Below are 13,049 nucleotides of genomic sequence, written 5' to 3' on the forward strand. Positions count from 1 at the left end.
GAGATGTGCGCTCCATCCTCACCCTGAGGTGCGAAGCCTCGAAGGGCGAGGATGGTCCGGGTTTTCCGATAAAAATGGCGGCCGAACCCTTCCGGTCCGGCCACCGCGTCAATTTCAGATCGTTGGTGGTGTTAGCCGATCGTCATCAGGCTGGCATTGCCGCCGGCAGCCGCCGTGTTGATCGATGTCGTCACCTCTTCAAGCAGCCAGTTGAGGCAATAGGCATCGGCGTTCTCAGCAATTTCCTCGCTCGACGCAGCCTGTGTGAGAATCAGCGGGCCGGGGATAGCCGAGATCGTCTTGATCGCCTGCTGGACGCGCGCAGCTTCACCTTCGATGAGAGCGCCGGCAAACGGTCCATCCGCTGTCCAGTCTTTCGTCCAGGAAATGCGGTTTGCGACCTGCGCAGGCAGACCATGAAGCTCACCCTGCAGGCCCGATGACGCATCGATGATGATCGAATTGCCTGTCGAGAGCCCTGCGGCGATTTGGACATGCAAACCAAGTGCCGTTTGCGGAGCTAGCAGTATCCTGCCGCGCGGATGCAACGCGTAAAGGTTCAGCTCGCCGACCGGGCCTTGCAGCTCGGTATTGAAGCCGAGCGACGACTGGCTGGCGACCGCGCGGGCGTGTTTGGCCGTATCCGCGGCGCCTTTGTTTTCGAGCCAGGCGATGAACTGTTGTGCCGCCGGATCGCGTTGCACCGAGGCATCACGCAATGGTTCGGTCGGCGAGGCGACGAGACGGCGCAGATACATCGGGCCGCCGGCCTTCGGGCCTGTGCCGGAAAGACCGCGGCCGCCAAAGGGCTGGACGCCGACGACTGCGCCGATGATGTTACGGTTGACATAAAGATTGCCGGCCCGCACGCGCTCCGTGACGTGGGCGATCGTGTCGTCAAGCCGGGTATGCAGGCCGAAGGTCAGGCCGTAGCCGGACGCATTGATATCGGCAATCAGCTTGTCGAGCCCCTTGCGCTGATAGCGCATGATGTGAAGGACCGGGCCGAACACCTCGCGCTTCAGATCGCTCAGCTTCTTCAGCTCGATGATGGTGGGAGCGACGAAGGTGCCCTTGGCAGCGCTTTCGGGCAGGTCGAGCTGTTCGACATTGCAGCCGAGCTTGCGCATGCGTTCGATATGCTCGTCGATGCCGCGCTTGGCATTGTCGTCGATAACAGGGCCGATATCGACGGCAAGCCGGTCGGTCCGGCCGACCGAGAGCTCGCGAAGAGCGCCGCGCAGCATGGTCAGCGTGCGATCGGCGACTTCCTCCTGCAGGCAAAGGACGCGCAGGGCCGAGCAGCGCTGTCCCGCGCTGTCGAAGGCCGAGGCGATGACATCGCCGACCACCTGTTCGGCAAGCGCCGAGGAATCGACGATCATGCCGTTCTGTCCGCCGGTTTCGGCGATGAGGGGGATCGGCTTGTCGAATTTGGAGAGCCGTTCGGCAAGCTGAGCCTGGATCAGGCGGGCGACTTCCGTCGAGCCTGTAAACATGACGCCGGCGGTTTCAGGTGCGCCGACGAGGGCTGCGCCCATTCTGCCGCTGCCGGGAGCGAACTGCAGAACATCGCGCGGGATGCCGGCCTCATGCAGGATGCGGACGCCCTGGGCCGCAATCAGCGGCGTATTGCCGGCCGGCTTGGCAACGACAGGATTGCCGGCGACCAGAGCGGCCGCAACCTGTCCGGTGAAGATCGCCAGCGGGAAGTTCCACGGGCTGATGCAGACGACAGGGCCGAGCGGCACGCTTTCCGGCTTCAGTACCTGGCGGGCCTGAGCGGCATAATAGCGAAGGAAGTCGATCGCTTCCCGGATTTCGCCGACGGCATTTGCGGCCGATTTGCCGGCTTCGCGGATGGTCAGGCCAACGAGAGCGGGCATCTCGCTCTGCATGAGATCGGCGGCGCGCTCAAGGATGGCGGCCCGCTCTGCGGGGCTCACCGCGGCCCAACGCTCGGCTGCCGCGGCTGCAAGCCGCATGACATCGGGCGCATCCTCCGGCTCCAGTTCGGTGACATGGCCAACGAGATCGGCATGGTCGGCAGGATTGAGAACTGCGCGGGCCACGCCGCGTTCGGAACCGTCGGCGAGAAGTGGCTTGGCGGTCCAGTCTCTGGCTGCCGAGGCTTGCAGCTGCGCGGAGAGATCGGTGAGCGCGGTTTCATTGGAGAGATCGACGCCGGCAGAATTCCGCCGCGCGCCACCGAACAAATCGGCTGGGAGAGCGATCTTGTCGTGCTGCGCGCCGACCACTGTCATGGCGCGCACGATCTCGACGGGATCGGCGATCAGCTCGGATACCGGGACGGCAGGATCGGCGATCTTGTGGACGAAGGAGGAATTGGCGCCGTTTTCGAGCAGGCGGCGGACAAGATAGGCAAGCAGCGTCTCGTGCGTGCCGACTGGCGCGTAGATCCGGCAGGGGCGATCAAGCTTCTGTGCGCCAACCACTTCTTCGTAGAGCGGCTCGCCCATGCCGTGCAGGCACTGGAATTCGTATTTGCCGACCTCAAAGTCGTCCCCAGCCATATGGTAGATTGTTGCCAGGCTCTGGGCGTTGTGGGTGGCAAATTGCGGGAAGACCACGTCGGCCGCGGCCAGCAGCTTCTTGGCGCAGGCGATGTAAGAGACGTCTGTATAGATCTTGCGGGTATAGACGGGGAAACCTTCCAGGCCATCGAGCTGCGCGCGCTTGATCTCCGCATCCCAGTAAGCGCCCTTGACGAGACGGACCATGAGGCGATGCCCGGAGCGGCGGGCAAGATCGATGATGAAATCGAGGACGAAGGGGCAGCGCTTGCCATAGGCCTGGACGACGAAGCCAATGCCGTCCCAGCCGGAAAGATCCGGATCGAGGCACAGCTCTTCCAGAAGATCGAGCGACAACTCCAGCCGGTCGGCTTCCTCAGCGTCGATGTTCAGGCCGATATTGTAGCCCTTCGAGAGCAGCGCCAGCGCCTTAACCTTCGGCAGAAGCTCGCCCATCACCCTGTCGGCCTGCGAGCGAGAATAGCGCGGGTGCAGCGCGGAGAGCTTGATGGAGATGCCGGGGCCTTCGTAAATGCCGCGGCCGGCCGAGGCCTTGCCGATCGCATGGATGGCGTTTTCATAGTCGCGATAATAGCGCTCGGCATCGGCATGCGTCGTCGCCGCCTCGCCGAGCATGTCGTAAGAATAGCGGAAGCCCTTCGCTTCGAGCGCACGTGCACGCTTCAATGCTTCATCGATCGTCTCGCCGGTGACGAATTGTTCGCCCATCATGCGCATGGCCATGTCGACGCCACGGCGGATGACGGGCTCGCCGGCGCGGGCAATCAGCTTTGTCAGAGCGGCGGAAAGGCCGCCTTCGTTGACCGTCGAGGTCAATTTGCCGGTCACGACGAGGCCCCAGGTCGCGGCGTTGACGAACATCGAGCGGCCACCGCCGATATGCGATTTCCAGTCACCGCCGGCGATCTTGTCGCGGATGAGCGCATCCCGGGTTGCCGTGTCAGGAATGCGCAGCAGCGCCTCGGCAAGGCACATCAGTGCGACGCCTTCCTGGCTGGAAAGGGAATATTCCTGCACCAGCCCCTCGACGCCGTCGCCCCTGTGCTTGGCGCGCAGCGCTTCGATCAGCTTTTTGGCTGTCTTCTTTGCCGCTTCGCGCGTGGCGCCCGGCAAGGTCGCCGCTTCCACGAGAAAGGGCAGGCATTCGGTTTCAGGACGTCTGTAAGCCGCGGTAATTGCCTGGCGCAGCGGACTTTGCTCGCGAATGGGCGGTGCGAATTGCGTAAATGGGGCAGCGTCCGCAGCAGGTTCTTCAGTGGCAAGCTTGGCAGAGACAGTCATGATAACCTCAAGGTGCAAGGGGCCTAATGGTTTGAGCCGATGTCAGCGATATCGCCACGCACAGCCCTCCCGTTGCTTCGGCCAGAACATACTTCATTCCAAGAAAGCATTCCGCCTTGAAACTGCGGCTTTCCAGTCATATTGAACTTCAATAGACGCCATTTCAAATAGGAATGCCTGCGAAAATGACCAAATCCAGTGAAATTGACCAGTTCGACCAAAAGATCCTCGACGCCCTCGTCGAAGACGGCCGCATGTCGATCACGGAGCTTTCCGAGCGGGTTGGTCTTTCCAAGACTCCCTGCCAGGCACGCCTCAAGAAACTGATCGATTCCGGTTATATCGACGGCTTCAAGGCCATTCTCAATCCGATCAAGCTTGGCCTCGATCACGTCGCCTTTGCCGAAGTGAAACTCACGGATACTCGTGAGGAGGCCTTGCTCAGCTTCAACAATGCCATCAAGAAAATCAAGGAAATCGAAGAGTGCCATATGATCGCCGGCCGCTTCGACTATCTCTTGAAAGTCCGGACTTCCGATATTCGCCGCTACCGCATCGTTCTCGGCGAAAAGATTTCCAGCCTGCCTTTCGTCGCAAGCACTTCGACCAATGTCGTGATGCAGTCGGTCAAGGAAAACTGGTCGTGAATCCGCGCTCTATTTCATGCACTTCGTTGCACTTCTGATGAGGCTGCCATTCTCCAACTCATCTTGCCGGCTAAACAATGACCTAGATTTCGCCATTCGAATCGGATCATTGCAAGGCGCTAAAATAAGTAGGATGGAGTACGCATGGAGACCAGTGCAGGCGACCGAGACCTTGTCGAGGTCATGAAGCGGTACTTTGCGGTGAAGGCTGAAGTCGAGGAAATAAAGCTCCGCCTGGAGACGGCAAGGCGGGAAAGCGGCGAAGAGATCGAGGCATTCTACAATCCGCGCAGCAATCTGAGCCACGCCGCCGATATTATCCGTTCGCATGCTCTCAAGCAGGAAATGGCGCGCCTGATGGAGTGGGCCGAAACCTGGGGGCGGCAGAGCCTGGCGCTAAACGAGGCCTGACGGTCGAATAAAAACCGCCAGGCCGCGATCACGAAATCGGGTCGTTTCAGCTATCCGATTTCAGCTTTCCTGCCACCGCCCAGGACTCCTTCGAAATCTCGGTGATGATGATTTCCACCGATTCCGGCGGGCAGACGAGCGTTTCGACGGCGGCTTTGGTCGCTTCTCGAACGAAAGCACGCTTCTGGTCTTGTGTGCGGCCGGGATGCATTTCCAAGCGTAGGATGGGCATGGTGACTCCTTGAGTAATTGTCGCCGGATGTTCGACGCCTATGGACTATCTTGCAAAACCATCTGGCGATAAATACGCTCCTATTTGCTTCATTCCGAACCTATAGGTATGCAATTATGGACAAGTTGGCGGGAATGACGATGTTCGTCAGAGTGGTCGAGCAGGGCAGTTTCGCCGCCGCTGCCGACATAAGCCGCGTGTCGCCGGCCATGGTTGCCAAGCATATCAGGACGATCGAACAGCGGCTTGGTGCACGCCTGCTTCACCGCACCACGCGTCGCCATCAGCTCACCGAAGTCGGCAAGCTTTATTTCGAGCGCTGCAAGACGGTGCTGGCGGAGGTGGAGCTTGCCGAGCAATCGGCCTCCGAACTGCAATCGGCGCCGCGCGGGCGCCTGCGGCTCGTCGCCCCCGTCAGTTTCGGAACGCAAAGCCTCGTGCCGGCGCTTGTCGACTATCTGCATGAAAACCTCGATGTCAGCGTCGATCTGGCGCTCGATAATAATCCGCATGATCTGATCGGCGAAGGCTACGAACTTGGCATCCATATCGGCGACCTGACCGATACCAATCTCGTGGCGCGTCCGTTAAAACCCTATCGGCGCATTCTTGCGGCGTCGCCGGATTATCTGGATCGGTGCGGCAGGCCGCAAAGCCCCGAGGAGCTTGCCAATCATATGTGCCTCGGCCATTCCTACTGGCGACTGCAGGGCCGCTGGCATCTCGTCGGTCCAGACGGGGAAACGCGTGAGATCGCCATCAAGGGCAGGTTCACCGCCAATCAGGGCGGCGCTCTGCGCGTTGCCGCTCTGCACGGAGCCGGCATCGTGCTGCAGCCGGAACTGCTTCTGGCCGCCGATCTCGATGCCGGCCGGCTTGAGCCAGTATTGCCTCTGTGGTCGTACCAGCCGACACCGATGCATCTTGTCTATGCGCCGGATCGGCGCCCGACGGCGATGCTGCGCAGCGCCATCGATTTTCTCGTCGCTCGCTTCGGCTGATATTCCCCCTCTTTCATCTGCCGCGAATCCATGATCAAATCTGATCATCGGGTTGGAAAATGAGGAAAGCGTGGCCAAGGTTACGTTGAAGGATGTGGCGGCGGCGGCGGGTGTGGGAGCGGCCACCGTCGAGCGTGCGCTCAATGGCCGCGGCAATGTTTTGCCGGAAACGGCGGAAAAGATCTTCATCGCGGCCAAGCGGCTCGGCTACCGCACGCCGCCTGCGGGGATCAGGCACGGTCTGGTGCGCATCGAGGTCGTGCTGCTGCGGCCTGAAACCTATTTCTATTCAAGGCTCAATCGCGCCTTCGAGCGCATCGCCGTCTTGCTCGACAAGGATATCCAGATCCAGCGGACTTTCGCCAGAGAAGACGATCCCGCCGATTTTTCGCGTCATATCGCCAATCCACAGGCACGGCGCTCCGCCCTAATCGTCGTTGCGCCCGATCATCCCGATGTGGTCGGCAGCATCCGCAAGGCTGCAAGCGGCGGCATTCCTGTCGTGCAGATCATGACGCGGCCAGCACTGGAACTGCCTTACGTCGGCATCGACAATGAGGCGGCCGGTCGCACTGCTGCCTTCTACATGGCGCGCATGCAGTCGAATATCTCCGGCATTTTCGTCGCACTCTGCCACAGCGGCGCTTACGAGAACCACAAGGCGCGTATCCGCGGCTTTTCCAACTATCTGCTTGATCATGCGAACCCATCGCATCGCTTCGTCGAAGTCATGTTCGATGAGGACGATGAAATGAAGACGATCGAGCTGCTGACCAACGCCTTTGCCCGGTATCCCGATATTATCGGCCTTTATAGCGCCGGCGGCGACAATGCCGCGATTGCGACGGTTCTGCGCCGGTATCGCCAGCGGTCGGTATTCTGGGTCGGGCATGAATTGTCCGATGCGACGCGCGGTTATCTGAAGGAGGGTTTGATGACGATCGTTCTCGACCAAGCTCCGGAAGTTCAGGCCCGGCGTGCCATCGATCTGACGCTGAAGCGGCTCGGCCTGATCGATACCGACGTTGATCTCGACCCGGTGCGCTTTCTGACCGTAACCCCTGAAAGCCTTTGAGAACGTTGGCGAGTTGGCTCAGATATCTCCAGCCAACCAGCGCTCGTGGCTTAAACTGCATAGGCGCCTGTGGGAGCGATGTCTTGATTTCTCATGCCTACAGAGCTAAGTATATCCCAATTGCATATCCCAAAATCAGGAGCCGGACATGACGAGTTCGACTGTATTCATCAGCAACAGAAGCCAAGCTGTGCGTCTGCCCAAGGCTGTGGCATTCCCCGAGGACGTACATCAGGTTGATATCCTCAAGATCGGCCGCAGCCGCGTGATTGTGCCCCAAGGCAAACGATGGGATGATCTCTTCCTCCATGGCCCCCGTGTCAGTGACGACTTTCTGGACGAGCGTGAACAGCCAGTGGCGGAAGAACGCGAGTCCTTCTGATGCTGACCTATATGCTCGATACGAATATTTGTATTTATGTAATGAAGACTTATCCGCCCGCCGTACGGGACAAGTTCAACGCGCTGGCGGAACAGCTTTGCATATCGAGTATAACGCTTGGTGAGTTGTACTACGGTGCAGAGAAGTCGGCTCGGCGCGTGGAAAACTTGACTGCCATCGAACATTTCGTGGCGCGTCTGGAGGTTCTGTCGTTTGGCGACAAGGCGGCTGCGCACTACGGACAAGTGCGAGCTGAGCTGGAACGCGCAGGGACCCCATGTGGTCCGCATGACATGCAGATCGGAGCCCATGCCCGCAGCGAGGGACTGATCGTGGTGACGAACAACATGAAGGAGTTCGCCCGCATGCCCGGCGTTCGGGTGGAGAATTGGGTATAGCCGTCGCCGCCATGATCTTGGCGAGGGGCAGTTCGAGTCGTCCAGATTGACGCCTAAGCGATTGCGGCATTGGCAGCAATCAGCCAGTTGCGAAACATTTCAGCATCGTTGGAAAGATGGTTACCTTCGATCAGCCAATAAGATTTATCGGTGTCCAGAGCCGTATTGGATAGGGCAACCAGCGTTCCATTGGCCAATTCATCCGAGATCAAGGCCGAGGGGCAGAGACCTACACCTTGCCCGCCGATAACGGACCCGATCATCAAGCCGAAATCGGCAAAGATCGGGCCAGCCCTTGGAGGCTGGTGGATACCTTCGAGGGCGAACCAGCGTGTCCATGCGGCCGTCGTTTCATCGTGCAGGAGGTCGAGATTAAGGAGATCGGCTGGCGTCCCGATCGGTCCGTGACGGCGCTCATATTCTCTCGAACAGGTCGGCCGCGTTTCGGCCGTCAATAGCGAGATGGCATGCGTTGAAGGTCTTGTTCCGTGACGGATCAGAAGATCGACGCTTGCCTCCTCCGGTGTCTTCGCATCCAGTGCATAGACGATATTGATCTGGATTTCGGGGTATTCTTTCTTGAATGCGGGCAACCGGGGTATCAGCCAACGGGTGGCGACGGAGGCGATACAGGCCACGCTGACCGGCCTGTTGCTTGCGGCAAGCCGCAGTTGCCGGGCGGCGATATCGATATGTCCGAGACCGCTTGCCACTGCTGCCCCGAAACTGCGGCCGGCCATGGTCGCCGTTACGCCACGGGCATGTCGCGTAAACAGCTTGGTGGTAAGCCATTCCTCGAGGGCGCGCACATGCTGGCTCACACCCGCGGCCGTGAGATTGAGTTCGGCCGCCGCCTTGGCAAAACTCTCATGGCGAATGGCAGCCTCGAAGGCGCGAAGGGAGGCAAGCGGGAGATGTTGCATTCCAATAGGCTAAGTAAGACTTGGTCAAAGCGCAAGCGCGATCACCGTTGCGCAAGGAGCTGGTATCCTTACAGTGCTGCGGAGACGAATGTCTTCTTGTCAGATCGGTGAGGAATGAAAGCCGCCATGAACAGTATTTTCGATATGCCAGCACCCACCGATGCCGAAGAGCGGCGCGGCAAGCCACCCGTTGTCGTCTACCCGAACGGAACGCTGCCGCCGGTCGATATGGATGTGCTGCGCGCGGCAAGGCAAACCATGACCAAGATTGCCGAGATCATCGTGCCCCCGCGCGAAGGTGGCAGTTTTCGCGTGCCGAAGGGACATTTCTTTCGGATCGTCAGCATCGAGGGCGCGCAGGTCGGCGATCTCAATCTGTGGAATGCTGCCGATCTTTCCGAGCGCTTTTTCAGCGGCAAGACGCGGGCTTTGCATGCCACCCATGTCGGTGTCGGCGATCGGCTGTGGAGCACATTGCCCTATCTGCGCCCAATGGCGACGATCACGCATGATACGCTTGGCTGGTATGGCTGGGACGCGGATGGAGCCGGCGTCCACGATGTCATCGGCACGCGCTGCGATCCCTATACGAACCGGCTGCTGAAAGGCGACGACTATCACCATTGCTGCCATTCGAACCTGTCGCGCGCGCTCGCCAAGGAAATGAACATCCCCATTCAGGAGGCGGAGTTCCATGTTCACGACGTGCTGAATGTCTTCATGTGCACGGGCTTTACCCGCGACACGCACCAATACTTCATGAAGGCAAGCCCGGTGCGGCCGGGCGACTTTATTGAGTTCTTCGCGGAGATCGATCTTGTCGGCGCGCTTTCAGCTTGTCCCGGTGGCGATTGCGGCAGCGAGCATTCGAGCGATTCGGTGCCCTGTTATCCCTTGCTCGTCGAAATCTGGCGACCCGAGTCTGAAAGCCTCGTCGGGCGAATATACCCGGAGCGTAATCCCTATCCGAGGACGCACGGCCTATAATTCGCCAGCCTCAAACAGTTTTGCCGGCGGTTTTGGCCGCCGGCAAATCCAAATCGCCCATGAAACGATGCGTCCAATCAGGCAGATGCATCGCTTATCGCTTAGTTACAAACGCGAATGCGCTCGTAATGCCAGCCATAGTCATACTCGTTCTGGACGCGGCGATCCTCGTACCAGCATCTCGGCGGCGGTGGGGCGACTTCGTAAACCGGGCCTCTGTTGGCAAGGGCGCCGCCGACGATCAGCCCGCCGAGTAGACCGGCGGCAACACCGCCGGCGATCGCGCCGCCATTGCCATGGTGGTGGTGACGACGCCAATCGTCATGGCCGCGCCAGTCGCCGCGATGGCCGTCGTAATACTGCGCCTGTGCGCTGCTGACGGGCGCCAATGCGCCGCCTACGACCGTAGCGGCCAGCAAAACCGTAAGAACCGTCTTCTTTATCATGACTACCTCCAAAGCAGTCTTTGTGCTCAGCGAATGCGCGAGTCATCTAATTAACGTCTTCAGCATGATTATGTTCAGCTGAATATTCTATGAATGGCCCGTTCATCGGGCAATAGCAGCTGAAATAACCCCTTGCATGGGCTCCTGAGGCGCGATCTTGTCAATTTGGAGGCATCTGCCGGGTCGCCGCCACCCATTCGAGCGTTCGCGATTCGGGGTCAGGATTGCGGGTGATGTCGGTTACGACCGCTGCAACATCAGCGCCGTGTTCGAATACACCGGCAAGGCGTTCGACCGTCAGGCCGCCGATTGCGACGAGTGGCCGATTCCCGATGTGAGCTTTCCACTCGCCAATCCGCTCGAGACCCTGGGGTGCCCAGGGCATGACCTTGAGCACGGTCGGATAGATCGGCCCTAGCGCTATATAATCGGGTTCAGCAGCAAGCGCCGTCTTCAGCTCCGCCTCGTCATGTGTCGAAAGCCCTAGTTTCAATCCGGCATTCCGTATGGCGGAAAGATCGGCGGAAGCGAGATCTTCCTGGCCGAGATGGATGAAGTCGCAGCTCTCCTCGATCGCCAGTTGCCAATGGTCGTTGACGATCAATTGGCATCCATGCACGGCACAAACTGCCTTCGCTTCGCGAATTTCCGCGCGAAGCTCTGTCTCGGTGCGATCCTTGATGCGCAACTGCACCAGTTTGACGCCGAGCGGCACCAACCGCCAAATCCAAGCCGCACTATCGACAATGAGATAGAAGGGATCGAGCGTCACGCGAACACCGCCTTTCCGATCACTGGTGTCGATGGCACGGCCATATCGCGCGGCTCCAGCATGCCGGCGCCAAATGCCTGTCTGCCGGCGTCGATCGCCTTGGCGAAGGCCTCAGCCATCACGGCCGGATCGCCAGCCCCGGCAACCGCTGTATTAAGTAGCACCGCATCGAAGCCGAGCTCCATGACGGTCGCCGCATGCGAAGGCCTGCCGATGCCGGCATCCACGATTAGCGGCACCTCGGCAAAATGCGCCCGCATCGAACGCAGAGCGGAGAGATTGAGCGGTCCCGCCGCCGTTCCGATCGGGGCGCACCAGGGCATCAGCACCTTGCATCCGGCTTCCAGCAGCCGCTCGGCGACGACGAGATCGTCCGTCGTGTAGGGAAAGACCTCAAATCCCTCGTCGGCAAGGATTTTCGTCGCTTCCACCAGCGCGAAGACGTCGGGTTGCAGTGTATCGTGGTTGCCGATTACCTCGAGCTTGATCCAATTGGTCCGAAACACTTCGCGTGCCATTTTCGCCGTCAGTACCGCCTCGGATACGCCGTGGCAGCCGGCGGTATTGGGAAGGACATGAACGCCGAGTTCGCGAATCATCTCGAAGAATGCGCCCCCGTTGCGCCCTCCTGCGGTTTCCCGGCGTAGCGATACGGTCACGATCCCGGTTTGCGAACGTTTGACGGCCTCCGCCAGCACCGCCGGGGAGGGGTAGCGTGCCGTGCCGAGAAGGAGGTGCGATGTGATTTGGGTCCCATAGAGTTCAAGCACGGGTCAACCTCCTTGCATTGGAGTGAGGATTTCGATCCTGTCGTCGTCGGTTAGGGTGTGGTCATCACGCTCGTCGCTATGGATGAGCTCGCCGTTGACGGCGGTTGCCAGCCATTCGCCCTCATATTCGAGCGCGGCGAGAAGCTGCGAGAGCGTGGTTGCTTCGACAATCTGGGTCTCGCCATTGATGATCAGGCGCATTGGCGGCTCCTGTTGTTGTGTCCGGAAAAGATGAGATCGGCTGCTTCTTCGGCCATCGCCGGCGCGAGCAGAAAGCCGTGACGATAAAGACCGTTGACGAAAACGGTCCCTCCTTCGCGCGCTACGCGGGGAAGATTGTCGGGAAAGGCAGGTCGGATGCCGGCGCCGGTTTCGATCACGGCGGCTTCGGCAAAGGCCGGGTGCAGCGCATAGGCTGCGTTCAAGAGTTCCATCAGCGAACGGGCGGTGATCGGCCCTTTGAAGTCGGTCTCGATCATCGTCGCGCCGACCATGAACAGGCCTCCGTCGCGCGGTACGATATAGACGGGAAAACGTGGATGCAGCAGGCGGACGGGCCGCGTAAGCGAGACCTCGTCGCTTTGCAGATAGAGCATTTCGCCGCGAACCCCGCGCAAATCGTGGATGCGGCCGATGCGGGCAGCCCCCGTGCAGTCGACGATCTCAGAGAAGCTATGGTCATCCACGAGCTTGTCGATAAAGGCGACGCCTTTTGCAGATAGATCGTCCTTCAATGATTGCAGGATCTCGCGCGGATCGAGATGCGCTTCCCGTTGAAAGAGCAGGCCTTGGCGGAACCGACCGGCGAGCGAAGGCTCAAGGGAGGCGATTTCGTCGTCGTCTACCCAGCGATAGCCCGTCGTGCGGCTGGCGAATCGCTTCAGCTCGTTTTGATCGCGGTTCGGCGCGACGACGAGCGTTCCATTGCGGGTGATCTTGCCCGGCAGAATCGCTTCCCATCGATCGGCTGAGTCACGGCCGAGCGTCAGCACAGCCTCATCGGCGCTTTCCCGCTCGCACCAAGGTGCCAGCATGCCGCCGGCAAGCCAGGATGCGGCGCGCTGAAAATCCCGGCTTGGATCTGAGATCGTGACCTCCGCTCCGTGCCGGATCAGCTCGTGAGCGACCGTGAGGCCGGCAACGCCGGCCCCTTTGACAAGGATGCGCAT

General features: G+C 60.1%; 15 protein-coding genes. 7 read left to right on the plus strand and 8 right to left on the minus strand.

Going from position 1 to position 13,049, the window contains the following annotated elements; all coding sequences use genetic code 11:
• Positions 1–131: 131 nt before the first annotated feature.
• Positions 132–3,836: a trifunctional transcriptional regulator/proline dehydrogenase/L-glutamate gamma-semialdehyde dehydrogenase gene (putA, locus tag PH562_RS05445; RefSeq protein WP_285171925.1), complete on the minus strand. Its 3,705-nt coding sequence runs from the start codon at positions 3,834–3,836 to the stop codon at positions 132–134.
• A gap of 185 nt (positions 3,837–4,021) precedes the next feature.
• Between putA and PH562_RS05450 the strand changes: the two genes are divergently transcribed.
• A complete protein-coding gene (locus PH562_RS05450) occupies positions 4,022–4,483 on the plus strand; it encodes an Lrp/AsnC family transcriptional regulator (RefSeq protein ID WP_015342703.1) in 462 nt (153 codons plus the stop codon).
• 144 nt (positions 4,484–4,627) lie between these two features.
• Complete coding sequence (locus tag PH562_RS05455; RefSeq protein WP_095436819.1) at positions 4,628–4,894, plus strand: hypothetical protein; 267 nt, start codon at positions 4,628–4,630, stop codon at positions 4,892–4,894.
• A 46-nt stretch (positions 4,895–4,940) separates the two neighbouring features.
• On the opposite strand, the gene PH562_RS05460 is transcribed toward PH562_RS05455, so the two are convergent.
• Complete coding sequence (locus PH562_RS05460; protein ID WP_095436818.1) at positions 4,941–5,126, minus strand: 4-oxalocrotonate tautomerase; 186 nt, start codon at positions 5,124–5,126, stop codon at positions 4,941–4,943.
• A 116-nt stretch (positions 5,127–5,242) separates the two neighbouring features.
• Here PH562_RS05460 and PH562_RS05465 point away from each other — a divergent pair, with 116 nt between their 5' ends.
• The 4 genes from PH562_RS05465 (at position 5,243) to vapC (ending at position 7,982) form a co-directional block, all read left to right on the plus strand.
• Positions 5,243–6,127, plus strand: a complete 885-nt coding sequence (locus tag PH562_RS05465; RefSeq protein ID WP_285171926.1) for a LysR family transcriptional regulator — start codon at positions 5,243–5,245, stop codon at positions 6,125–6,127.
• 70 nt (positions 6,128–6,197) lie between these two features.
• Positions 6,198–7,202 carry a LacI family DNA-binding transcriptional regulator gene (locus PH562_RS05470; RefSeq protein ID WP_285171927.1) on the plus strand — a complete coding sequence of 335 codons (1,005 nt, stop codon included), beginning with the start codon at positions 6,198–6,200 and terminating at the stop codon, positions 7,200–7,202.
• 148 nt (positions 7,203–7,350) lie between these two features.
• A complete protein-coding gene (gene vapB / locus PH562_RS05475) occupies positions 7,351–7,584 on the plus strand; it encodes a type II toxin-antitoxin system VapB family antitoxin (protein ID WP_095436815.1) in 234 nt (77 codons plus the stop codon).
• Positions 7,584–7,982 (plus strand): type II toxin-antitoxin system tRNA(fMet)-specific endonuclease VapC, encoded by a 399-nt coding sequence (vapC, locus tag PH562_RS05480; RefSeq protein ID WP_095436814.1) that lies wholly within the window; start codon positions 7,584–7,586, stop codon positions 7,980–7,982. The genes vapB and vapC overlap by 1 nt, the downstream gene beginning before the upstream one ends.
• A 53-nt stretch (positions 7,983–8,035) precedes the next feature.
• Here vapC and PH562_RS05485 read toward each other — a convergent pair whose 3' ends face one another.
• Positions 8,036–8,905: a LysR substrate-binding domain-containing protein gene (locus PH562_RS05485; protein ID WP_285171928.1), complete on the minus strand. Its 870-nt coding sequence runs from the start codon at positions 8,903–8,905 to the stop codon at positions 8,036–8,038.
• 126 nt (positions 8,906–9,031) lie between these two features.
• Between PH562_RS05485 and PH562_RS05490 the strand changes: the two genes are divergently transcribed.
• Complete coding sequence (locus PH562_RS05490; RefSeq protein ID WP_285171929.1) at positions 9,032–9,892, plus strand: urea carboxylase-associated family protein; 861 nt, start codon at positions 9,032–9,034, stop codon at positions 9,890–9,892.
• A gap of 101 nt (positions 9,893–9,993) precedes the next feature.
• Here the strand turns inward: PH562_RS05490 and PH562_RS05495 are convergent, their stop codons facing one another.
• The 5 genes from PH562_RS05495 to thiO form a co-directional block, all read right to left on the minus strand.
• A complete protein-coding gene (locus tag PH562_RS05495) occupies positions 9,994–10,338 on the minus strand; it encodes a hypothetical protein (RefSeq protein WP_113231059.1) in 345 nt (114 codons plus the stop codon).
• A gap of 160 nt (positions 10,339–10,498) precedes the next feature.
• Entirely contained in the window at positions 10,499–11,110 is a 612-nt protein-coding gene (locus tag PH562_RS05500) for a thiamine phosphate synthase (protein WP_285171930.1), read from the minus strand.
• The gene (locus PH562_RS05505; protein ID WP_285171931.1) at positions 11,107–11,880 is read right to left on the minus strand and encodes a thiazole synthase; all 774 of its coding nucleotides are present in this window, start codon (positions 11,878–11,880) and stop codon (positions 11,107–11,109) included. The genes PH562_RS05500 and PH562_RS05505 overlap by 4 nt, the downstream gene beginning before the upstream one ends.
• Before the next feature lie 3 nt (positions 11,881–11,883).
• A complete protein-coding gene (thiS, locus tag PH562_RS05510; protein ID WP_113231062.1) occupies positions 11,884–12,081 on the minus strand; it encodes a sulfur carrier protein ThiS in 198 nt (65 codons plus the stop codon).
• Entirely contained in the window at positions 12,072–13,049 is a 978-nt protein-coding gene (gene thiO, locus PH562_RS05515; protein ID WP_285171932.1) for a glycine oxidase ThiO, read from the minus strand. Before thiO ends, thiS begins: the two co-directional genes overlap by 10 nt.

It is taken from the genome of Rhizobium centroccidentale (genome assembly GCF_030182565.1).
Classification (GTDB): domain Bacteria; phylum Pseudomonadota; class Alphaproteobacteria; order Rhizobiales; family Rhizobiaceae; genus Rhizobium.

What these genes read in the sequence shown, in the direction of transcription:
- putA (WP_285171925.1), bottom strand. Translation starts at nt 3,836, where the DNA reads ATGACTGTCTCTGCCAAGCTTGCCACTGAAGAACCTGCTGCGGACGCT.
- PH562_RS05450 (WP_015342703.1), top strand. Translation starts at nt 4,022, where the DNA reads ATGACCAAATCCAGTGAAATTGACCAGTTCGACCAAAAGATCCTCGAC.
- PH562_RS05455 (WP_095436819.1), top strand. Translation starts at nt 4,628, where the DNA reads ATGGAGACCAGTGCAGGCGACCGAGACCTTGTCGAGGTCATGAAGCGG.
- PH562_RS05460 (WP_095436818.1), bottom strand. Translation starts at nt 5,126, where the DNA reads ATGCCCATCCTACGCTTGGAAATGCATCCCGGCCGCACACAAGACCAG.
- PH562_RS05465 (WP_285171926.1), top strand. Translation starts at nt 5,243, where the DNA reads ATGGACAAGTTGGCGGGAATGACGATGTTCGTCAGAGTGGTCGAGCAG.
- vapB (WP_095436815.1), top strand. Translation starts at nt 7,351, where the DNA reads ATGACGAGTTCGACTGTATTCATCAGCAACAGAAGCCAAGCTGTGCGT.
- vapC (WP_095436814.1), top strand. Translation starts at nt 7,584, where the DNA reads ATGCTGACCTATATGCTCGATACGAATATTTGTATTTATGTAATGAAG.
- PH562_RS05485 (WP_285171928.1), bottom strand. Translation starts at nt 8,905, where the DNA reads ATGCAACATCTCCCGCTTGCCTCCCTTCGCGCCTTCGAGGCTGCCATT.
- PH562_RS05490 (WP_285171929.1), top strand. Translation starts at nt 9,032, where the DNA reads ATGAACAGTATTTTCGATATGCCAGCACCCACCGATGCCGAAGAGCGG.
- PH562_RS05495 (WP_113231059.1), bottom strand. Translation starts at nt 10,338, where the DNA reads ATGATAAAGAAGACGGTTCTTACGGTTTTGCTGGCCGCTACGGTCGTA.
- thiS (WP_113231062.1), bottom strand. Translation starts at nt 12,081, where the DNA reads ATGCGCCTGATCATCAATGGCGAGACCCAGATTGTCGAAGCAACCACG.
- thiO (WP_285171932.1), bottom strand. Translation starts at nt 13,049, where the DNA reads ATGCGCATCCTTGTCAAAGGGGCCGGCGTTGCCGGCCTCACGGTCGCT.